The sequence below is a fragment of the Solimonas aquatica genome (assembly GCF_900111015.1).
GTDB classification, from domain to species: domain Bacteria; phylum Pseudomonadota; class Gammaproteobacteria; order Nevskiales; family Nevskiaceae; genus Solimonas; species Solimonas aquatica.
The window spans coordinates 99864-119580 of record NZ_FOFS01000014.1 but is presented as its reverse complement, the minus strand read 5'-3'; the positions used below and the strand labels follow the sequence as shown (position 1 = coordinate 119580).

Here is a 19717-nt window from a genome sequence, read left to right as displayed (position 1 = left end):
GAGAGCGAACCATGCAGCAATCCCTTCCCGGCAACTGGCGCGACCGCAAGCGCTACCTCTGGCTCCTGGGCATCCTGGCCATGGCCCTGCCGCTGATCGGCGGCGGTCTGGTGCAGGCCACCGGCCTGTCCCTGTTCTGGTGGTTCGCGCCGCTGTTCGTGTACCTGGGCGTGCCGGCGCTGGACTTCATTTTCGGCGAGGACCGCAACAATCCGCCGGAGGCCGTGGTGCCGGCGCTGGAGCGCGACCGCTATTACCGCTGGGCGGTGTACGCCGCCGTGCCGGTGGAATACGCCTCGCTGATCTGGGCCGCCTGGGTGGCCGCCACCCAGTCCCTGCACTGGTACGAATACCTGGGCCTGTCGATTTCCGTGGGCATGACCACCGGCATCGCCATCGCGGTGGCGCATGAGCTGGGTCACAAGACCAATCCCTTCGAGCAGTGGCTGGCCAAGCTGGCGCTGGCGCCGACCGGCTATGGTCATTTCTACTCCGAGCACAACCGCGGCCATCACGTGCGCGTGGCCACGCCGGAAGATCCGGCCTCCTCGCGCTACGGCGAATCCTTCTACGCCTTCCTGCCGCGCACCATCCTCGGCGGCATGCGCTCGGCCATCGCCATCGAAAAGGCGCGCATGGCGCGTCGCGGTCACGGCTTCTGGCACTGGCGCAATGACGTGCTCAACGCCTGGGTGATGACGCCGATCCTGTTCGCAGGCCTGGTCGCCTGGCTGGGCTGGATGGCCCTGCCCTTCCTGCTGATCCAGGCCGTCTACGGCTTCAGCCTGCTGGAAGTGGTGAACTACCTGGAGCATTACGGCCTGTGCCGCAAGAAGCTGCCCAGCGGCCGCTACGAGCGCTGCCAGCCCGTGCATTCCTGGAACAGCAACCACATCTTCAGCAACATCTTCCTCTACGGCCTGGAGCGCCATTCCGACCACCACGCGCATCCGCTGCGCGGCTATGAGGCGCTGCGTCACTTCGACGATTCCCCGCAGCTGCCCAATGGCTATGCCGGCATGATTCTGCTGGCCTACTGCCCGCCGCTGTGGTTTGCGGTGATGAATCCGCGCGTGCAGGCGCATTACCGCGGCGATCTGCGCAGCGCCAATGTGAAGCCGGCCCTGCGTCTGGCGACCTCCGCCGCCTGAACGCCTCTGCCATGAAAGGAGCCACCCCCATGCGACGCTGGCGCTGTGTGATCTGTGATTTTGAATACGACGAAGCCCTCGGCATGCCGGAAGACGGCATTGCCCCGGGCACCCGCTGGGAAGACGTGCCCGACAGCTGGTCCTGTCCGGACTGCGGCGCGCCCAAGGCGGAATTCCAGATGGTGGAAGTCGCCGAGGCCTGAAGCCCTAAAAAGCTTGAGGCCATTGCCCTGGCGGCGCATCGAAGCCGGTCATCGGCTAAGATGCGCCGCCTTTTTTTATTGACTTTTGGGCCTCGGGGGCCGGGATACTGCTATGCCATATCGGAAGTGGCGCTGTGTGATTTGCGACTGGGTTTATGACGAAGCCGTGGGCGCGCCGGATGACGGCATCGCGCCGGGCACCCGCTGGGACGACGTGCCGGACACCTGGTCCTGCCCGGATTGCGGCGCCTCCAAGGGCGATTTCGAAATGGTCGAGGCGGACTAAGGGCAGATGAGCACGCAATTCGATCAGGTTTCCGTCGTCAAGAAGGCCAATGTCTACTTCGACGGCAAGTGCGTCAGTCACACCGTGCTGCTGGCCGACGGCACGCGCAAGTCGGTGGGCGTGATCCTGCCCTCCAGCCTGCGCTTTTCCACCGGCGCGCCGGAAGTGATGGAACTGCTGGAAGGCCGTTGCCGCGTCAAGCTCGCCGGTCAGAGCGAGTGGACCGAGTACCAGGGCGGGCAGTCCTTCGAGGCGCCGGGCAACTCGCACTTCGATATCGAAACGCTGGAAACCCTGCACTACGTCTGTCACTTCGCGTAAGCGAAGCCGCGCTTCAAGATCACAAGCAAAACTCTCGCTGGAGAATTCCCTCTCCCTCATCGCGCAGCGATGGGGGAGAGGGAATCGCGGCCTGCCCTCAGAACAGCCGGCCGTCGTCCTTCTCGCCCAGCATCTGCCGGCGCACCAGCGGAATCGGCGGGCCGCCGTAGGACAGGAACTGATCGTGGAAAGCGCGCCAGGCCTCGCGGCCGCCGCGCGTCGCGGTCCAGTCGGCGCGCAGCTTCATGATCATCAGCTTGCCCATCGTGTAGTTCAGATAGGCCGGGTCGTAGGTGCCGCGCGCCGCCTGCTGCCGCGCATTGCCCGGATCCTGAAAGGCCTTCTCCCGGAACAGGGTCTCGCATTCCTGCACGCTCATGTTCTGCGTGTGCAGGCCCATGGCGCAGATGAAGCGCACATCGCGCAGCAGCGCTTCTTCCAGCTGGCCGATATGCGTCTGCGGATCGCCATCGCCCAGGCCCGCGTCCCACATCATCTCTTCGGTGTAATGCGCCCAGCCCTCGGCGTAGGCATAGCCCACGAAAATCTGTCCGAACAAAAACGGTGAGCGGTTGGCATGCAGGAACTGCAGGAAGTGGCCGGGCCAGACTTCGTGCACGGAGGTGAACAGCAGCGAGGCCTTGCCCGGCACATAGGCCAGCTGCTCGGCCTTGGGCCAGCTCGGGTCCGGCGGCGCGATGTTGTAGACCGAGGGCATGCCCTTGTCGTAAGGGCCGGCGATGTCGATGTAGGCGAAGTTCCAGCGCTGATACGGCGGCGCCTCGGCCACCAGGGCCTGCTCCTCGCCGGGAATGGTCACCAGCTGCTTGTCGAGCAGGAACTGCTTGAGCCCGGTCAGCTGCGCACGCGCGCCCTCCACGGCGCCGCCCTGCGGCTTGTCGGCGGCCTCCTTGGCGGTGCACTCGGCCAGGCTGGCGCCCGGCGCAAACTGCGCGCAGGCCTTGGCCAGGGCTTCGAGATTGCGATTCAGATCGGCCTGCGCAATCGCGCGCAGCTGACTCAGCGGCGTGCTCACGCGCTCGGTCATGTACAGCATGTTGGCGAAGCGTTCGTAGCCCAGCGCGAAGTTGTCGTTGGCCGTGGCCTGCTGGGTCTTGAGCCAGTTCGCCAGCTCCTGCATGGCCTTGGCGGCCTCTTCGTTGGCGGCGCGCAGTTCCTTCTGCAGCTGCGGGTCCTTCACTGCCGCAAAGACCTTGGGCACATCCTTGCGATAAAAATCCGGAAAGCCGCCGAAGCCATTGATGCCCAGCTGCACGAAGGTCCTGGGCAGCGGCGAGCGCAGATTGGCGCGGATCTGCGCCGCCGCGCGCGGCACCGCGCGCGCGTAGGCGATGTAGGCCTTCATGCGCTGTTCCAGCGGCGCGTAGGGGCGCGACAGATACATCGCCGGCTCCAGGCTGCCGGTGTAGTAGGCAGGGTTGCGATAAGGCCCTTCGGCCTCGCGCTGCCAGAACAGCTCGGTGTCGATGCGCGCGAGCAGGTATTCACGTTCGAAGCGCTGGCGCGGCGACAGATCGAATTCACGGAAATCGCTGCTGATGGCGCGCTGCGCCTGCAGCCAGTCCAGCTTTTTCCTGAGACCCTCGGCGCTCCAGTCCGGCAGCTGACCATCGTACTCATGGCGGCCCTGCATCGCCGCGCCCGCCGGCTCGTAATGGAAGTAGTCCTCGATGAAGCCCTTCAGATGCGCCGACCAGTCAGGATTGTCGTAGACCTCGCTCGGCGGCGGCGCCACTGCGAGCGACTCCTTGATCGGAGGCGGCACCGGCGCACTGCTGCAGGCGATCACCAGAAAGCACAGCGCGATGCTGGCTGCGGTGCGGGCTGAAAACATGCGCAGGACTCCGGAACGAAGGGCTGAAGCCGACGATCTTATGCGAGCCGCTGCGCCTGCCCAAGCCGCAAAAATCCTCAGCCGCTCATCCGCATTTGGAATACCCGCAATCCAGGCAGGTGGGACAGCCGTCCTTCATCACCATCTCGCCGCGGCATTCCGGATCGGGACACAGGCCCAGCACCGGCAGCGCGCTGCGCGGCGGCGGGGTCTCGATCAGCGGCAGGCTCAGGGTCGCGGCGCCGGGGTTGTCCAGCGGCAGGGCTTCGCGATACTCGCGCAGCCGTGCGTACTGTGCGGCCAGTTCCGCCAGCGGCTTCTCCTGGCCCTGCTCGTCCAGATAACCGCGCTTGCGCAACTCCTGCTGCATGGCCCAGGCGATGGCCGCGACTTCGGAGTCGTGCACCAACCCCTTGCCGGCCTTGTTCTTGCCGAACCACACCGGGCCGCGATCCCAGGACACCTTGCGCAGATCGGCCAGGGCCTTGGCCAGAAAGCCGCCGCGCGCCGACAGCGACAAGGTGCGCATGGTGGCCGAGACCCATTGATGCTCGGCGGCGGTCTGCCCGGCCGGCACGAAGAATTCCAGCGGCCGTTCGATGCACACGTTCTCGTCCTGCACGCGGCCGCAGACCACGCCGAAACCGATCACGAAGTAGATGGTCTTCGGCCCGGTTGAAGAGGTGAGCGTGATCTTGGTGGTGAGCGATTCCCAGCTGCCGTCCTCGCGCTTTTCGATGCGAAGATAACGCGGGTCGCGCTCCGGCGCCGCATCATTGGCGCTGGGCGCCGCCGGCTGCGTCGACCAGCCGACGATTTTCTGCTTGATGCGCGTGATCTTCTTTTTCTCGCTCATCTCATAGCTTCCCGTAGAAACCTTCCTTGAGTGCATCGTAGAGATTGGCGGCGGTGTAACGCGCGTTCTCGTACTCGACTTCGGCATCGCCCGGCAGCTGCACACGGCTGCCATCGGCGAGCTGGAATTCATAACGGGTCTGCGCCAGATCCTGCTCGCGCACCAGCACGCCCTGATGCTGCGCCGGATTGAAGCGGAAAGTGGTGCAGCCTTTCAGGCCCTGGGCGATGGCCTCGTCGTAGAGCGTCCTGAAGTCCTCGAAGGCGATGTCGCCCGGCACATTGATGGTCTTGGAGATGGCGGCGTCCACCCAGTGCTGCGCGGCGGCCTGCACGGCCAGATGCGCACGCGGGGCGATCTCGGTGGCGGCGTGAAAGATCGCCGGCAGTTTTTCGGCATCGACTTTTTCATCCACCAGCTGTCGGTACAGCAGCAGCTCGTAGGACTCCATGCGCAGCGCGCGCTTGGCGCGCTCGCCCGGCACGATCATGTTGCGCAGATAGCTGTGCGCGAAGGAAGGCTCGATGCCATTGCTGGCGTTGTTGCCCACCGAAGCGGCCATGGTGCCGGTGGGCGCGATGGACGTGGCGTGCGTGTAGCGCGCACCGTGCTCGGCGAGCTGTGCAGTCAGCTCCGCATCCAGCGTGGCGAGGCGCTGCAGGTACGGCGAGTAGCGCGCGTGCAGCAGGCGCGCCGGTATTTTCTGTCCCGCGCGATAGCCGTCCTGCGCAAGCTGCGGGCTCTGGCGCAGATGCCGTGGGCTGAGCTCGATGTCCTCGCGCAGCGCCGGCGCCGGGCCTTTCTCTCGCGCCAGCGCCAGCGCCGTGCGCCAGTTGGCCAGGGCCAGACGCTGCGTGACTTCGTGCGTGAAGCGCAGCGAGGCCTCGTCGCCATAGGCCATGCCCAGCATCACCATCGCCGAACCCAGACCGAAGTAGCCCATGCCATGGCGACGCTTGCGCGCGATCTCCTGCGCCTGCTGCGACAGCGGCAGACCGTGCAGCTCGCAGACATTGTCGAGCATGCGCGCAAACACGCTCACCACCTCTTCGTACGCCGCGAAATCAAAACGCGCGCGCGGCGTGTAGGGCTCGTGCACGAGGCTGGCGAGATTCACCGAACCGAGCAGGCAGGCGCCGTAGGGCGGTAAAGGTTGCTCGCCGCACGGGTTGGTGGCGCGGAGCTGCTCGCTGAACCACAGCGGGTTCATGCGATTGCACTCGTCGATCAGGATGAAACCGGGATCGGAGTAGTCATAGGTGGAGCGCAGGATCAGCGCCCAGAGCGCGCGGGCGCGGAGGCGGCGATAGATGCGGCAGGCGGTCTGGCCCTGCTCATTGACGGTGTAGTCGGGGTCGGTGCGCGGCCAGTCGCGCCAGAGCAGCGGCACATGGCCGATCTCGTGGCGGAAGGCGGGAAATACCAGCGGCCACTCCTGGTCCTCGCGCACCGCCTGGATGAAGGCCTCCGTGACCAGGCAGGACAGGTTGAAAGCGCGCAGGCGGCCGGTCTCGCGCTTGGCCAGGATGAAATCCTCGATGTCCGGATGGCTCACCTCCAGGCAGCCCATCTGCGCGCCGCGCCGGCCGCCGGCACTGGCGATGGTGCGGCAGATGGCGTCGAACACGTCCATGAACGGCAACGGCCCGGAGGTGGCGGCGCCGGCGCCCGTCACGTGCGCGCCGCGCGGCCGCAGGGTGCTGAAGTCGTAGCCGATGCCGCAGCCGGCCTTGAGCGTCAGTGCCGCCTCGCTGGCGGCCTGCATGATGCCTTCCAGCGAGTCCTCGATGCTGCGCGAGACCGTGCAGTTGATGGTGGAAACATGGGCGCGATAAGCCTGGGCGCCGGCATTGGCCATGATCCGCCCGCCGGGGAAGGCGTGCTGCAGCGTGCGGTAGAAACGCGGCTCCCAGTCCGCCGGCCGGGCCTCGACGGCGGCCAGGGTGCGCGCCAGGCGCCGGCGCAGGCCGTCCAGGTCCTCGCCGGGCAGGAAGTACTTGGCGCGCGCGATCAGCTCCGCCGCTTCCTGCAGCGCCGGCACCTGTGGATACGAAGCCTCGTCTGCACCCATGCTCATCACACCTTTTGCCGTCCTCATCCTGCGCCTGGCGGGGGCGGGCGTCCACCGTTGCGGCGCAGCACGGAAAGCGCCTGAGCGCAAGCTGCTGACAAGAGTTTGGGTGTTATTCCCGTCCGCCTTTAGCTAGACTTGCTGCCCGCTCGCGCCCGCCAGGCTCGCCTAGAAGCCAATGCCGCGCCGGCTCTCAATCATTCATTTAGCACTCGGAGCACCAATCCATGCCGGTCAAAATTGCCGTGCTGAAGGAGACTCGCGCGAACGAGCGCCGTGTGGCGCTGGTTCCGGCGGTCGCCGACAAACTCGCCAAGCTCGGCTGCGAGATTCACATGCAGTCCGACGCCGGCGCGGCCAGCCGCATTCCGGATTCGGCCTTCAAGAACGTGACCTTCGCCGCCAACCCGCAGGGTCTGGTTTCGGATGCCGATATCGTGGTCAGCGTGCAGCCGCCGGAGCTGTCGGTGGTCAATGCCATGAAGGAAGGCAGCGTGCTGCTGTCCTTCGTCTATGCGCACAAGGAAGTGGAGCTGACCAAGCTGCTGCGCGACAAGAAGATCACCAGCTTCGCCATGGAACTGGTGCCGCGCATCACCCGCGCCCAGGCCATGGACGCGCTGTCCAGCCAGGCCGCGCTGGCCGGCTATTACGGCGCGCTGCTGGGCGCCACCAATCTCGCCCGCATCCTGCCGATGATGACCACGGCGGTCGGCTCCATCCGCCCGGCCAAGTGCCTGGTCATGGGTCTGGGCGTGGCCGGCCTGCAGGCCATCGCCACCGCGCGCCGTCTGGGCGCCATGGTGGAAGGCTATGACGTGCGTCCGGAAACCAAGGAACAGGCCGAGTCGCTGGGCGCCAAGTTCGTGGACACCGGCGTGGACGCGCGCGGCCAGGGCGGTTACGCCCGCGAGCTGACGCAGGAAGAAAAGGACAAGGTGGCCGCAGTCATCACCAAGCACATCCAGCAGGCCGACATCATCATCACCACGGCCTCCATCCCCGGCCGCCCCTCGCCCAAGCTGGTGAGCAAGGCGCAGGTGGACGGCATGAAGAACGGTGCGGTGATCGTGGACCTGGCCTCGGAAGGCGGCGGCAACTGCGAATACACCCAGCCCGGCCAGACCGTGCAGATCGGCCAGGTGACCATCGTGGCGCCGCTGAACGTGCCCTCGCTGCTGGCCGAGCACGCCTCCGAGCTGTATGCCAAGAACCAGTTCAACCTCATCGAGCTGATGTTCGACAAGGACAAGAAGTTCGCGGTGAACTGGGAAGACGAGGTGCTCGCCAAGGCCTGCCTGACGCATGCCGGCGAAATCAAGAACGAAGCTGCCAAAAAGGTCATTGAGGGCTAAGTCATGCTGACCGGATTCGTCGCGCTGTACATCTTCATGCTCGCCGCCTTCACCGGCTACGAGATCATCGGCCGCGTGCCGTCCATCCTGCACACGCCGCTGATGTCGGGTTCCAACTTCGTGCACGGCATCGTGGTGGTGGGCGCGCTGTTCGCGCTGCTCAATGCCACCTCGCTGGTCGAGCAGATCATCGGCTTTTTCGGCGTGCTGCTCGGCGCCGGCAACGCCGCCGGTGGCTATGTGGTGACCGAACGCATGCTGCAGATGTTCAAGTCATCGGACAAGAAGAAAGCGTGAGGCGACCAGCGTGAGGAGCGCGGCGCGAACCGCGCCCGCTCCCACGCCTCACTCCTCACCCCTCACGGACTTCGAAAATGAATGCACAACTGATCATCGACGCCAGCTACCTCGTCGCGGCGTTTCTTTTCATCTACGGTTTGAAGCGCATGTCCTCGCCGGTGACGGCGGCCTCGGGCATCCGCGTCGCGGGCCTGGGCATGCTGGTGGCGGTGCTGGCCAGCTTCCTCTACGTGTTCGGCGTCAATGACGCCGCCGCGCCGCATCTGAACGTGAACGTCGCGCTCGGCGCCGCGGCCCTGGCCCTGGGCTTCGGCTGGGCCTGGTGGAGCGGCAAGAAGGTGGAGATGACCGCCATGCCGCAGATGGTGGCGCTCTACAACGGCATGGGTGGTGGCGCCGCCGCCGCCATCGGCGCCGTGGAGCTGTTCCGCAGCAGCGCGCAGCACGAAACCATTCCGCTGGTGGTCACCATCATCGGCTCGCTGATCGGCGCCATCTCGCTGTCCGGCTCGCTGATCGCCTGGGCCAAGCTCGACGGCCGCGTCAACGGCACCTGGCGCTTCACCGGCCTGCAGCTGATGAACGGCTCGGTGTTCTTCGCCACCCTGGCCCTGGGCCTGTACATCGCCTTCGTCGAACACGGCCACGCGCCGGTGGCGATCACCGCCGCCTTCTTCGCGCTGGCCCTGGTGTTCGGCGTGCTGATGACCATGCCCATCGGCGGCGCCGACATGCCGGTGGTGATCTCGCTGTACAACGCCTTCACCGGCCTGGCCGTGGGTTTCGAAGGCTTCGTGCTGCAGAACCCGGCGCTGATGATCGCCGGCATGGTGGTGGGCTCGGCCGGCACGCTGCTGACCCTGCTGATGGCCAAGGCCATGAACCGCTCGGTAAGCAATGTGATCTTCTCCAACTTCGGCGCCACCGGCGACGAAGGCCAGGGCGAGATCAAGGGCTCCATGAAGCCGGTGGATGCGGGCGACGCCGGCATCAACATGCGCTACGCCAGCAAGGTGATCATCGCCCCCGGCTACGGCCTGGCCGTGGCGCAGGCGCAGCACAAGCTGTTCGAGTTCGTGAAGCTGATCCAGGACGCCGGCGTGGAAGTGAAGTTCGCCATCCATCCGGTGGCCGGCCGCATGCCCGGTCACATGAACGTGCTGCTCGCCGAAGCCGGCGTGCCGTACGACATCATCTATGACATGGAAGACATCAACAACGAGTTCAAGGAAGCCGACGTCGCCATCGTGATCGGCGCCAACGACACCGTGAACCCGGCGGCGCGCACCAACAAGAGCAGCCCGATCTACGGCATGCCGATTCTCAACGTGGACCAGGCCAAGCAGGTCTACGTGGTCAAGCGCGGCCAGGGCAAGGGCTACTCGGGCGTGGAGAACGAGCTGTTCTTCGCCGACAACACCAACATGGTCTACGGCGACGCGCAGAAGGTGATGGTGGCCATGATCCAGGCGGTGAAATCTCTCGATGGCGGCCATTAAGCCGCCGGGGCTGGACGGCGGGCACTGAGACAGATTCCTGTTCGCGCAAACGAGCCGCCTCCGGGCGGCTTTTTTGTGCCTGCTGGACAAGCCGCCGGCGGCATGCGAGCTTTTCCGCGCCGTCAGAATTCAAACACTCCTCGCCAGCCCCGCCCGCCCCGCGCATGCCCACGCGCAAGACCCTGTCCGCCAGCGCCGAAGGCATCTTCGGCTCGCCGCTGCGCAATGTGGCCGGCACCCTGGTATTTGTGGCCTTGGTGTTCGTCTTTGCCACGGCAGGTTACATGCACGCCGGCTGGAGTTTCAGCGACGCGGCCTACATGGTCACCTTCACCGTGTTCTCGGTGGGTTATGGCGAGGTGCATGCGGTCACCACGCCTTATCTGCGCGGCCTGACCATCGCCACCATCGTGCTGGGCTGCACCGGCATGATCGTGCTGACCGGCGCGCTGGTGCAGTTGTTCACCGTGGTACAGATCCGCCGGATGCTGGGAGTGGACCGTATGCAGACGCAAATCGATCGCTTGCACAATCACATCGTCATCTGCGGCTTCGGCCGCATCGGCGTGCAGCTGTCCAAGGAGCTGAGCCCGGCGCGCAGCGACTTCGTGATCATCGAGCACGAGGCCACACGCGTGGCGGAGGCGCAGGCCCTGGGCTTTCTCTGCATCCAGGGCGATGCCACCGACGAGAACGCGCTGAAGATTGCCGGCATCGAGCGCGCGAAGATTCTGGCCACGGTGCTGCCCAATGACGCGGCAAACGTGTTCATCACCTTGAGCGCACGCAGCCTCAATCCGCGCCTGACCATCATCGCGCGCGGCGAGGAGCCGAGCACGGAGAGCAAGCTCGCCCATGCCGGCGCCGATCAGATCGTGCTGCCCACGCACATCGGCGCCGAGCGTATCGCCGAGATGATTCTGTATCCGGCCACCCTGCACTTCGTCGATGACTCGCCGCAGATGCGCGAGATGAAGCGTGGCCTGCACGAGCTGGGCCTGGAGCTGGAGGTGGTCAGTGTGCCGGCCAATGGCGCGCTCACCGGCGTGACGGTGGCCGAGGCCGAGCAGGCCGGGCGTGGCGCCTTCTTCGTGGTGCATATCGACCGCGCCAGCGGCCAGAGCCTGCCGCATCCCTCGCCCGAAGAGCGCATCGAGGCCGGCGACAAGATCGTGCTGGTGGCGCGCGGCAACAAGATCGCCAGCGGCACGCTGTTCACCAAGCCGCGCGAGCGCTTCCGCACCGGCCGCATCCGCTAGCCCGCTGCGCCTGTTTCAGGTGTGCGACACCGTCCGTCGCGGGCCGGCGGTCAGGGCAGACTCAGCCGTTTGCGGCATGATACGAAGGCTGATCGGCGCAAGACTGCCGCTGATCGCCATCGTCGAGCGTAGCTTGGGAGAGCTGGGAAGGCGTGTCCGAGGCAGGGGATTTCAAGTATTGGGCGTTCATCAGCTACAGCCATGAGGACCGGCGCTGGGCGGGATGGCTGCGTCGCCGCATGGAGCGCTACCGCCTGCCTGACAAGCTGGTGGGGCAGCCTTGTGCGGATGGTCCGGTACCGTCACGGCTGTATCCGGTGTTCCGCGATCGCGATGAGCTGTCCAGCTCTTCGGAGCTGGGGCCGGAGATCGAACGCGCGCTGCGCGCCTCACGCTATCTGGTGGTGATCTGCTCGCCGTACAGCGCCCGCTCGAAGTGGGTGAATGAGGAAATCCGATACTTCAAGTCGCTGGGCCGCGCCGATCGCGTGCGCAGCTTCATCGTCGGCGGCCGGCCGCATGCCGGCGATGGCGATGAGTGCTTTGCGCCGGAACTGCTGTACGTGCGCGACGCCGGCGGCAAACGCAGCATCGAGCCGATGGCGGCCGATGCGCGCAGTCAGGGCGATGGCCGCGACAAGGCGCTGCTGAAACTGATCGCCGGCCTGCTGGGCCTGGGTTACGACGAGCTGCGCCGGCGCGATCTGCAGTCGCGCAACCGCCGCCTCGCCGGCCTGTCGATCTTCGCGACGCTGATCGCGGCGCTGACCATCACCCTGGCGGTCGCCGCCTATATCGCGCGCGGCGCCGCCGAGCGCAGCCGCGCGCAGGCTGAGGATCTGATCGGCTTCATGCTCGGCGATCTGCACGCGAAGCTGGAACCGGTGGGCCGGCTGGATGTGCTGGATGCCGTGGGCGAGCGCGCTATGCGGTATTTCAGCGCCGCGGCCCAGGACGGCGAGACCGATGCAACGCTGGCCGCGCGCGCCCGAACCCTGCGCCAGATCGGCGAGATCCGCGTGCAGCAAGGGCATCAGAAGCTGGCCGCGCAATCCTTCGCCGCCGCCCTGGAGCTGGATCGCAAGCTGGTGCAGCGTCAGCCACGCTCCGCGCAGGCGCTGTTCAATCTCGGACAGTCGGAATACTGGACCGGTTACGCCGCCTGGCTGGAGCAGGACTACGCCGGGGCGCAGGCGCATCTGCTGGCCTATCGCGACATCGCCCTGCGCCTGGTGGCACGGGAACCCGACAACAGCGACTGGCAGCAGGAAGTGGGTTATGCCGAGTCCAATCTCGGCACTCTGGCCGAGGCGCGCGGTGAACTGGATGTGGCGCTGCAGCGCTTCAGCGCCGCGCATGAAGTCAGCCGCAAGCTCGCGCAGCGTTTCCCCGACAAGCGCGAATACCAGCTGGCCAATTCCGAATCGCTCGCCTGGCTTGCCGCCGTACAGGAGAAGCGCGAGCGCTACGATGAAGCGCAGCAGTTGCTGCAACAGCAAAGCGAAATCCTGAGCCGGCTGAGCAACGGCCAGCCAGAGGACATGTCGCTGAAGTTTCGCCTCGATCTTGCGCTCTTGCTGCTGGCCAATTTGCAGCTCGAACACGGCGAGGCAAGGGCCGGGCTGGCCAATGCCGAGCGCAGCCTGCAGCTCGGCGGACAACTGCAGGTCCGCGATCCTGACAATCTGGAGTGGCGCCATGCCCTGGCACACAGCCATCTGCTGCTGGCCAGCGCGGCCGAACTGGCGCAACAGCTGGATCCGGCCGAACAGCAGGCGCAGCAGGCGCTGACGCTGCTGCGTCGCTGCTACGAACATGATTCCCAGCAGCTGAGCTGGCGGCGAAGCTATCTGCAGGCCGCCAACCGGCTCGCCGATCTGCAGCTGGCACGCGGCAAGCCCGCTGCGGCGCGGCAGACGCTGGAGACGGTCACGGGCGTCGTCGCCGGACTCAAGGACGACAACCCCGCCAACCTCGGTACCGCGCTGGAGCACGCCCTGCTGCTGCGGGAATTGAAACCAGGACGCGACGCACCCGATCTGTCCACGCAGCTGACGCGCCTGCAGACGCTGGCGCCGTCACGGGCCGAGCCGTTGCGCCTGCGTCTGGCTGTGATCGACAACGCAGACCTCACGACGATAACGGTGCCATCCTCCTTGCAGCGTTGCGACCTCGGTCGTTTGCGCTTACAGCGTTTTCTTGAACGTCATCGTCGCGGTTCCCTGCTCGGCGCTTGCTCATCCTGAAAAAGGGGGCGCGCGGCAAAAGAGCCGCGCCAGCCAAGGAGCAAGTCTCATGTCCGTCATCGCCACCCAGGTTCCGATCAACAGCCAGGGCCAGTGCCCCGATCCGAGCGCCATCGTCTCGACCGTGAAGGCACTGGATCTGATCGTCTACGAGCTGGTGCCAGCCAGCAGTGACGACGACATCGGCTCCTGGCATTTCGAACTGTTTCTCACCAACAAGGCGGGCGGCGGCACGCTCAATCTCAGCCTGGGTCTGGGTCTGGGCCGCTATCTCAGCGCGCTGGTGCTCACCAGCCTGAGCGAGGGCACCTACAACGTGAATCTCAAGGTGCGCAACTATCTGAACGGCACCGAGGTGCTGATCGACCCGATCATCGTCCGCAAGCCGGGCTGAGTTTGCTAAGGTGGCGGGCATGAATCCAACGCCCGCCACCCCTGCCTGCGGCGGCTGCCAGTGCGGCGCAGTCCGCTACGAGATTCACGCCGCCCTGGAGAAAATCCATCTCTGTCACTGCCGCATGTGTCAGCGCGCGATGGGCAATGCCTTCGCCGCATTGGCGGGCTCACCCCGTGACGCGCTGCGCTGGACACAGGGCACACCCAAGTACTACGCGTCCTCCTCTCTGGCCCGTCGCGGCTTCTGCGCGGACTGCGGCACACCGCTGAGCTTCGAGTATCTGGATGCCTCAAGGGTGTATCTCACCATCGGCAGCCTCGATGATCCGGCCGCCGCCGCGCCCGGCGTGCACTATGGCGCGGAGAGCTGGCTGCCCTGGCTGCATCTGCAGGACGGCCTGGCGCGCGAGCCCACCGCCGATGATCCGCGCCTGCGCAATATGCAGATCCTGCAAAGTGCGATTGCGCCGCCGCGAATCGAATTCTGAGGCACCGTCATACTGCGGCAGGGCGATCAGGCGCATCCAAGGCGCCCGTCGCCCTTTGCTCAGCTTCGCGGCTACGAGTATCTTGTCGCCGCGGCACACACTCGATACAAGGATTTGGGAGAACTCTAGATGAAGAAGCTTCTCGCGCTTGCTGCACTCACGCTCGCTCCTCTGAGCGCCATGGCCGATCATGACGCCGGCTGCGGCGTGGGCACGCATCTGATGGCCGGTCAGACCGGTGTCATGTCCAAGCTGCTCGCAACCTACACCAACGGCATCCTCGGCAACGGCACCTTCGGCATCTCCAGCGGCACGCTGGGCTGCAACGGCCGCGACGCGGTCACCGAAGGCGCCAAGTTCACCTTCCTGTCCAGCAATCTGGATCAGCTCTCCACCGAAGCGGCGATCGGCTCCGGCGAATCGCTCAGCACGCTGGCCGGCATCTACGGCATCACCGATGCCAAGGATCGTGCGCTGTTCTACGCGATGCTGAAGAACAACTACACGAAGATTTTCGACCGTGCCGACGTCAGCTCCAACGAGATCGCCGAGCGTGTCGAAGCCCTGATGGGTGCCGACCAGCATCTGGCGCGGTACATCCAGGCCTGATCCGGCTTTGCGGCAAAGCAGACGGCGGCTGGCAACAGCCGCCGTTTTTATTGCCTGAACTCCTGCTGGTTTCCGCGCATGCGCTATCGCCTGCTGTTGCTGCTCGCCTGCCTGCTGCCCTGCGCGGCCCGCGCCACCGCAGCGGACGACTATCTTCGCGAGCTGCAGCAAAACGCCGCCCGGGCCCATCTGGCGCAGGATCCGTACTGGCTGCGCTTGCTGCACTTTCGCGACAACCGTTTGCTGCCCGGCGCCGGCAGCACCATCGACGACGCGCTGTTCTTCAACGCCGCACAGGGCAAGCATGATGCGCAGGCGGAGCTCAATGCCACGCTGGCGCGCTTCTTCAGCGATGTGCCGGTGATGGATGAGCCGCCGCAGTGCCGCTTCCGGGCACGCTACGAATGGCTACGCCAGCGGCTGCAATTCGATCCCGCGCGCCTGCCGCCGCAGCGCTGTCCCCTGCACGAGGAATGGCTGCGCAATCTGGACACCGTGGCCATCGCCGCCGTGTTCGCCGCCAACGATCTCAACAGTCCGGCCACCATGTACGGCCATTCCCTGCTGCGGCTGGATCGCGAAGGCCAGGGCCCGGACCAGCGCCTGCTCGCCTATGCGGTGAATTACGCCGCCAACATCGCGCAGGGCGAGAACATGCTCACCTACACGGTGCTGGGCATCTCCGGCGGTTTCGCCGGCCAGTATTCCGTGTACCGCTATCACGAGAAGGTGCGGCAGTACGCGCGCATCAACAATCGCGATCTCTGGGAATACCCGCTCAAGCTCAGCCGCGAGGACGTGCATCGCGTGCTGCTGCATCTCTGGGAGATGCGCGGCGTCGGTTCGGAGTATTACTTCTTCACCGAAAACTGCTCGTACATGATGCTGGCCCTGCTGCAGACCGCGCGGCCGGGGCTGTATCTCACGCAGGCCTACGATTTTCCGGGGCTCTACACCATCCCCGTGGATACCCTGCGCACGCTGCGCGAAGCCGGGCTGCTGGACGAGGCCGAGTTCCGCCCTTCGCTGGCCCGCCGCCTGCGCCATCAGCTGCAGCAGCTGAGCCAGGCGCAGGAACGATGGGTGCTGCAGGCCAGCGACCCGCACGGCACGGTGGACTTCGAGGATCCGCGTTACCGGCAGGCCAGTGCGCGGGATCGTGCGCGCATGCTGGAGACCGCCAACGACCGGCTCTATCTGAGCTTCAACGAGCACGACGTCGAGCGCGCGCAGGCGCTGCCGGCGACCCGCGCGCTGCTGGCCGAACGCAGCCAGCTCGATGCCGACGCCGGGTTCACGGCGGTGCCGGTGCCCGGGACCTCGCCGGAGCGCGGCCACGAAACCTCGCGCTGGACCTTCGCGCTGCGTCATGCGCAGGGCCAGGACGCCGCCGTGCTGCGCTTTCGCGGCGCTTATCACGACCGCCTCGATCCGCCCGCCGGTTATCTCGCCGGCGGCGAGCTGGAGTTCTTCGATCTGGGCCTGCTGGCGCGCCAGGATGGCCTGCGCCTGTCCGATCTGCGCCTGGTCAATGTGCAGGCGATCAGCGCCTGGGATCGCGCTTTCAGGCCCTGGTCCTGGCAGGTCTCCGGCGGACTGCGCCGCTACGGCCTCGACGCCCTGCGCGCGCAGACGCAAGGACGGCCCGGGGCGTATGTCGATGGCGGCATCGGCCTGGCCGCCGCTCCGGCCAGCCAGCAACTGCTGTACGGCTTTGCCTTCGCGCAGCTCGACGCCAACACCGATCTGGACCAGGACCACGCGCTGGCCGCAGGTCTGCGGGGCGGCTGGGCCGGCAGCTTCGGCGCGCACTGGACCCAGCAGCTGGAACTGGATTACCTGGGCCCGCTCAGCGGCGCCGCCGGCCATCAGCTGCAGCTGCGCCTGGGCACGCAGTGGCAGCCGGGCGCCAATGACGGGCTGCGCCTGTCCTGGCGCAGCCTGCGCGAATCGCAGCAGAGCCTGCACAGCATCGAGCTGGGCTGGCAGCATTACTTCTGATGACCCGACGCCCGTACCGCTGGCTGGCGCTGTTGCTGCTGCCGATGCTGGCGGCCTGCACCAACATCTTCCTGCAGCCGGATCGCGTGCATCACTATCCGCAGCGGCCGCTCGGCACGCCGGCCGAGGACCTCTGGCTGCGCAGCAGCGACGGCACGCGCCTGCACGCCCTGCGTCTGCCCACGGCCGGCAAGCCCAAGGCCACGCTGCTCTATCTGCACGGCAATGCCGAAAACCTGTCCACGCACATCCATCTGGTCAGCTGGCTGCCGGCCGAGGGTTATCAGGTGCTGGCGCTGGACTATCGCGGTTATGGCGAATCCGAAGGCGAGCGCGATATCGACGGCGCGCATCGCGACGCCGAAGCCGCGCTGGCCTTTCTGCTCAAGCAGGACTGGGCACAGGGCAGTCCGGTGATCGTCTACGGCCAGAGCATCGGCGGCGCCATCGCCATCCGCATGCTGGCCGGCAGCCCGCTGCGCCACCAGGTGCGCGCCCTGATCAGCGACAGCGCGTTCTCCAGCTATCGGCGCATCGCCCGCGACAAGCTGTCCCTGCTCTGGCTGACCTGGCCGCTGCAATGGCCGCTGTCGTATCTGGTCTCCGACCGTCTCGCGCCGGAGGCGGTGATCGGCCAGCTGAGCCCGATGCCGGTTCTGCTGATTCACGGCGACGCCGACATCGTGGTCGATGTCGCACATGCGCAGCGCCTGTTTGCGGCGGCGCGTGAGCCCAAGCAATTGTGGATCGTGCCGGGCGGGCATCACATCGATGCGAGCTTTCATCCCGAGCTGCGGCAGCGCCTGCTGGATTATCTGCGCACGCAGAGCCAGACCACCGACTGAGCCGCCTTCCGTTATGCTGGCGGCAAAACAGGCAGCGCCAGCACGGGGGCTGGAAGACCGGCGATGAATCGCACCGCGCATTTCCGTCATTACGACTTTCTGGTCGCCGGCCTGGTCTGTGTGCTGCTGTGCTCCAACCTGATCGGCCCCGGCAAGGTCTGCACCTGGACGCTGCCGCTGCTCGGCGCGGTGACTTTCGGCGCCGGCAATCTGTTCTTCCCCTTCAGCTACATCTTCGGCGACGTGCTCACCGAGGTGTACGGCTATGCGCGCGCACGGCGTGCGATCTGGGCCGGCTTCGGCGCGATGCTGTTCGCCACCTTCATGAGCTGGGCCATCGTCAACATTCCGCCCGAGCCCAGCGAGCCCTACAACCAGCAACTGCAGCCGGCGCTGGAGCTGGTGTTCGGCAACACCTGGCGCATCGCCCTGGGCTCCATCGTCGCCTACTGGATCGGCGACTTCGCCAACAGCTTCGTGCTGGCCAAGATGAAAATCTGGACGCAGGGCCGCTGGCTGTGGACGCGCACCATCGGCTCCACCATCGTCGGCCAGGGCGTGGACAGCCTGGCCTTCTATCCCATCGCCTTCTACGGCCTGTGGAGCACGCAGACCATGATTTCGGTGATCCTGTTCAACTGGGCGATGAAGGTGGCGGTGGAAGTGGTGTTCACGCCGCTGACCTATGGGGTGGTCAACGCCCTCAAGCGCGCCGAAGGCGTGGATACCTACGATGTCCACACCCGCTTCACGCCGTTCTCGCTGAAGGAAGAGGGCGAGACCAAGAAGCTGCACGGGGACTAAAAAGCGCGACAGCAACAGCACAAGAGTCACGCCCAGGCGCAAGACGGGCAACAAGACATCCATCATTCCCGGCTTTTCATGGCGCCTTTGCGCTGCCGTGCGCCTTGGCGTGATTCCTTTCCAGAAAACTCCCGCCCACCCGGCAGACCGCTGCGGATCGCCTATGATCCGCAGTCCCGCCCGAAACCAAGCCGCCCATGTCCGCCTCGCCCTTCGTCCGCTACGAGATCCAGGACCGCATCGTCACCCTGACCCTGGATCGCGCCGAATCGCGCAACGCCATCGCCACGCAGGCGGATTGCGATGACATCGTTGCCGCGCTGACCCGCGCGCAGCGCGCAGCGCAGGCCAGCTGCATCGTGCTCACCGGCGCCGGCAGCGCCTTCTGCGCCGGCGGTGATCTGAAAGCCATGCGCGAGCGCAGCGGCATCGGCCGCCTGGATTCGCCGGTGGCCACGCGCGGCAATTACCGCATGGGCGTGCAGGCGGCGATCCGCGCGCTCTGGGACTGCGAGCTGCCGATGATCGCGGCGGTCAACGGTCCGGCCATCGGCCTGGGCTGCGACCTGGCCTGCACCTGCGATCTGCGCATCGCCGGCGAGCGGGCGCGCTTTGCTTCCAGCTTCATCAATGTCGGCCTGGTGCCCGGCGACGGCGGCGCCTGGCTGCTGCCGCGCGCGGTGGGTCTGGCCAATGCCGCCGAGCTGATGCTCACCGGCGACACCATCGATGCCGAAGCCGCCCGCGCCATGGGTCTGGTGTCACGGGTGCTGCCGGATGCGCAGCTGCTGGACGAGGCCTACCGCCTGGCCGGGCGCATCGTCTCGCGCCCCGCCAAGACCCTGCGCCTGACCAAGCGCCTGCTGCGCGAGGGCCAGCAGCAGCGCCTGTCCGACATCCTGGAACTGTCCGCCGCCTTCCAGGCCCTGGCGCATGAAACCGCCGACCACGAGGAGGCGGTGGAGGCTTTCGTGGCCAAGCGCCCGCCGCAATTCCGCGGGCACTGACTGCAAGCCGGAATTAGCGCAAATTTTCGCGGCATAAGGCTTGACGCAGCGGCAAAAACTTGATCCCGGCGGCGGCCCTGTGGCGGCCCTTATCAACACCGCAAAACGGCCCGGAAACCGCCGTCACAATCAAGTCACGCTTCATTCATGTTCTTTCCATATCAG

19 protein-coding genes are annotated in these 19717 nt (G+C 66.2%); 16 read left to right on the top strand and 3 right to left on the bottom strand.

The genetic code is table 11. The features are described 5' to 3' along the window. The first annotated feature begins 11 nt into the window (after nucleotides 1-11). The 4 genes from BMY12_RS17090 (at nucleotide 12) to ppnP (ending at nucleotide 1961) form a co-directional block, all read left to right on the top strand. Complete coding sequence (locus BMY12_RS17090; RefSeq protein ID WP_093288940.1) at nucleotides 12-1151, top strand: alkane 1-monooxygenase; 1140 nt, start codon at nucleotides 12-14, stop codon at nucleotides 1149-1151. A gap of 29 nt (nucleotides 1152-1180) precedes the next feature. Further along, a complete protein-coding gene (locus BMY12_RS17085; RefSeq protein WP_093288939.1) occupies nucleotides 1181-1354 on the top strand; it encodes a rubredoxin in 174 nt (57 codons plus the stop codon). A gap of 112 nt (nucleotides 1355-1466) precedes the next feature. Next, nucleotides 1467-1640, top strand: a complete 174-nt coding sequence (locus BMY12_RS17080) for a rubredoxin (protein WP_093288937.1) — start codon at nucleotides 1467-1469, stop codon at nucleotides 1638-1640. 6 nt (nucleotides 1641-1646) lie between these two features. Continuing rightward, on the top strand, nucleotides 1647-1961 hold the full coding sequence (gene ppnP, locus BMY12_RS17075; protein ID WP_093288936.1) for a pyrimidine/purine nucleoside phosphorylase: 315 nt from the start codon (nucleotides 1647-1649) through the stop codon (nucleotides 1959-1961). Between the two features lie 97 nt (nucleotides 1962-2058). Here ppnP and BMY12_RS17070 read toward each other — a convergent pair whose 3' ends face one another. The 3 genes from BMY12_RS17070 to BMY12_RS17060 all read right to left on the bottom strand — a co-directional run bounded on the left by BMY12_RS17070 (nucleotide 2059) and on the right by BMY12_RS17060 (nucleotide 6770). Beyond that, entirely contained in the window at nucleotides 2059-3816 is a 1758-nt protein-coding gene (locus tag BMY12_RS17070; protein ID WP_093288934.1) for a DUF885 domain-containing protein, read from the bottom strand. A gap of 85 nt (nucleotides 3817-3901) precedes the next feature. After that, nucleotides 3902-4672 (bottom strand): vitamin B12-dependent ribonucleotide reductase, encoded by a 771-nt coding sequence (locus BMY12_RS17065; RefSeq protein WP_093288933.1) that lies wholly within the window; start codon nucleotides 4670-4672, stop codon nucleotides 3902-3904. Nucleotide 4673: 1 nt separating this feature from the next. Then, nucleotides 4674-6770: an adenosylcobalamin-dependent ribonucleoside-diphosphate reductase gene (locus tag BMY12_RS17060; protein ID WP_436278871.1), complete on the bottom strand. Its 2097-nt coding sequence runs from the start codon at nucleotides 6768-6770 to the stop codon at nucleotides 4674-4676. Nucleotides 6771-6970: 200 nt separating this feature from the next. Between BMY12_RS17060 and BMY12_RS17055 the strand changes: the two genes are divergently transcribed. From BMY12_RS17055 to BMY12_RS17000, 12 genes are all read left to right on the top strand, one after another. Further along, nucleotides 6971-8098: an NAD(P) transhydrogenase subunit alpha gene (locus tag BMY12_RS17055; protein WP_093288930.1), complete on the top strand. Its 1128-nt coding sequence runs from the start codon at nucleotides 6971-6973 to the stop codon at nucleotides 8096-8098. Nucleotides 8099-8101: 3 nt separating this feature from the next. After that, nucleotides 8102-8395 carry an NAD(P) transhydrogenase subunit alpha part 2 gene (locus tag BMY12_RS17050; protein ID WP_093288928.1) on the top strand — a complete coding sequence of 98 codons (294 nt, stop codon included), beginning with the start codon at nucleotides 8102-8104 and terminating at the stop codon, nucleotides 8393-8395. Nucleotides 8396-8472: 77 nt separating this feature from the next. Next, entirely contained in the window at nucleotides 8473-9897 is a 1425-nt protein-coding gene (locus tag BMY12_RS17045) for an NAD(P)(+) transhydrogenase (Re/Si-specific) subunit beta (protein WP_093288927.1), read from the top strand. A gap of 164 nt (nucleotides 9898-10061) precedes the next feature. After that, nucleotides 10062-11156, top strand: coding sequence for a potassium channel family protein (locus tag BMY12_RS17040; RefSeq protein ID WP_093288925.1), 1095 nt, complete (start codon nucleotides 10062-10064; stop codon nucleotides 11154-11156). 152 nt (nucleotides 11157-11308) lie between these two features. Further along, a complete protein-coding gene (locus BMY12_RS17035; protein WP_093288924.1) occupies nucleotides 11309-13402 on the top strand; it encodes a toll/interleukin-1 receptor domain-containing protein in 2094 nt (697 codons plus the stop codon). Nucleotides 13403-13451: 49 nt separating this feature from the next. Further along, nucleotides 13452-13796, top strand: coding sequence for a hypothetical protein (locus tag BMY12_RS17030; RefSeq protein WP_093288922.1), 345 nt, complete (start codon nucleotides 13452-13454; stop codon nucleotides 13794-13796). Between the two features lie 19 nt (nucleotides 13797-13815). Then, nucleotides 13816-14286 carry a GFA family protein gene (locus tag BMY12_RS17025; protein WP_093288921.1) on the top strand — a complete coding sequence of 157 codons (471 nt, stop codon included), beginning with the start codon at nucleotides 13816-13818 and terminating at the stop codon, nucleotides 14284-14286. Nucleotides 14287-14415: 129 nt separating this feature from the next. After that, the gene (locus tag BMY12_RS17020; RefSeq protein ID WP_093288920.1) at nucleotides 14416-14895 is read left to right on the top strand and encodes a DUF3015 family protein; all 480 of its coding nucleotides are present in this window, start codon (nucleotides 14416-14418) and stop codon (nucleotides 14893-14895) included. Between the two features lie 78 nt (nucleotides 14896-14973). Then, nucleotides 14974-16896 carry an Lnb N-terminal periplasmic domain-containing protein gene (locus BMY12_RS17015; RefSeq protein ID WP_093288918.1) on the top strand — a complete coding sequence of 641 codons (1923 nt, stop codon included), beginning with the start codon at nucleotides 14974-14976 and terminating at the stop codon, nucleotides 16894-16896. Beyond that, nucleotides 16896-17741: an alpha/beta hydrolase gene (locus BMY12_RS17010; protein ID WP_093288917.1), complete on the top strand. Its 846-nt coding sequence runs from the start codon at nucleotides 16896-16898 to the stop codon at nucleotides 17739-17741. The genes BMY12_RS17015 and BMY12_RS17010 overlap by 1 nt, the downstream gene beginning before the upstream one ends. 63 nt (nucleotides 17742-17804) lie before the next feature. After that, complete coding sequence (locus BMY12_RS17005) at nucleotides 17805-18545, top strand: queuosine precursor transporter (RefSeq protein WP_093288915.1); 741 nt, start codon at nucleotides 17805-17807, stop codon at nucleotides 18543-18545. 197 nt (nucleotides 18546-18742) lie between these two features. Next, nucleotides 18743-19552: a crotonase/enoyl-CoA hydratase family protein gene (locus tag BMY12_RS17000; RefSeq protein ID WP_093288914.1), complete on the top strand. Its 810-nt coding sequence runs from the start codon at nucleotides 18743-18745 to the stop codon at nucleotides 19550-19552. Nucleotides 19553-19717 lie beyond the last annotated feature (165 nt).

Coding starts and splice junctions, on each gene's coding strand:
- BMY12_RS17090 (WP_093288940.1), top strand. CDS start 12: ATGCAGCAATCCCTTCCCGGCAACTGGCGCGACCGCAAGCGCTACCTC.
- BMY12_RS17085 (WP_093288939.1), top strand. CDS start 1,181: ATGCGACGCTGGCGCTGTGTGATCTGTGATTTTGAATACGACGAAGCC.
- BMY12_RS17080 (WP_093288937.1), top strand. CDS start 1,467: ATGCCATATCGGAAGTGGCGCTGTGTGATTTGCGACTGGGTTTATGAC.
- ppnP (WP_093288936.1), top strand. CDS start 1,647: ATGAGCACGCAATTCGATCAGGTTTCCGTCGTCAAGAAGGCCAATGTC.
- BMY12_RS17070 (WP_093288934.1), bottom strand. CDS start 3,816: ATGTTTTCAGCCCGCACCGCAGCCAGCATCGCGCTGTGCTTTCTGGTG.
- BMY12_RS17065 (WP_093288933.1), bottom strand. CDS start 4,672: ATGAGCGAGAAAAAGAAGATCACGCGCATCAAGCAGAAAATCGTCGGC.
- BMY12_RS17060 (WP_436278871.1), bottom strand. CDS start 6,770: ATGAGGACGGCAAAAGGTGTGATGAGCATGGGTGCAGACGAGGCTTCG.
- BMY12_RS17055 (WP_093288930.1), top strand. CDS start 6,971: ATGCCGGTCAAAATTGCCGTGCTGAAGGAGACTCGCGCGAACGAGCGC.
- BMY12_RS17050 (WP_093288928.1), top strand. CDS start 8,102: ATGCTGACCGGATTCGTCGCGCTGTACATCTTCATGCTCGCCGCCTTC.
- BMY12_RS17045 (WP_093288927.1), top strand. CDS start 8,473: ATGAATGCACAACTGATCATCGACGCCAGCTACCTCGTCGCGGCGTTT.
- BMY12_RS17040 (WP_093288925.1), top strand. CDS start 10,062: ATGCCCACGCGCAAGACCCTGTCCGCCAGCGCCGAAGGCATCTTCGGC.
- BMY12_RS17030 (WP_093288922.1), top strand. CDS start 13,452: ATGTCCGTCATCGCCACCCAGGTTCCGATCAACAGCCAGGGCCAGTGC.
- BMY12_RS17025 (WP_093288921.1), top strand. CDS start 13,816: ATGAATCCAACGCCCGCCACCCCTGCCTGCGGCGGCTGCCAGTGCGGC.
- BMY12_RS17020 (WP_093288920.1), top strand. CDS start 14,416: ATGAAGAAGCTTCTCGCGCTTGCTGCACTCACGCTCGCTCCTCTGAGC.
- BMY12_RS17015 (WP_093288918.1), top strand. CDS start 14,974: ATGCGCTATCGCCTGCTGTTGCTGCTCGCCTGCCTGCTGCCCTGCGCG.
- BMY12_RS17010 (WP_093288917.1), top strand. CDS start 16,896: ATGACCCGACGCCCGTACCGCTGGCTGGCGCTGTTGCTGCTGCCGATG.
- BMY12_RS17005 (WP_093288915.1), top strand. CDS start 17,805: ATGAATCGCACCGCGCATTTCCGTCATTACGACTTTCTGGTCGCCGGC.
- BMY12_RS17000 (WP_093288914.1), top strand. CDS start 18,743: ATGTCCGCCTCGCCCTTCGTCCGCTACGAGATCCAGGACCGCATCGTC.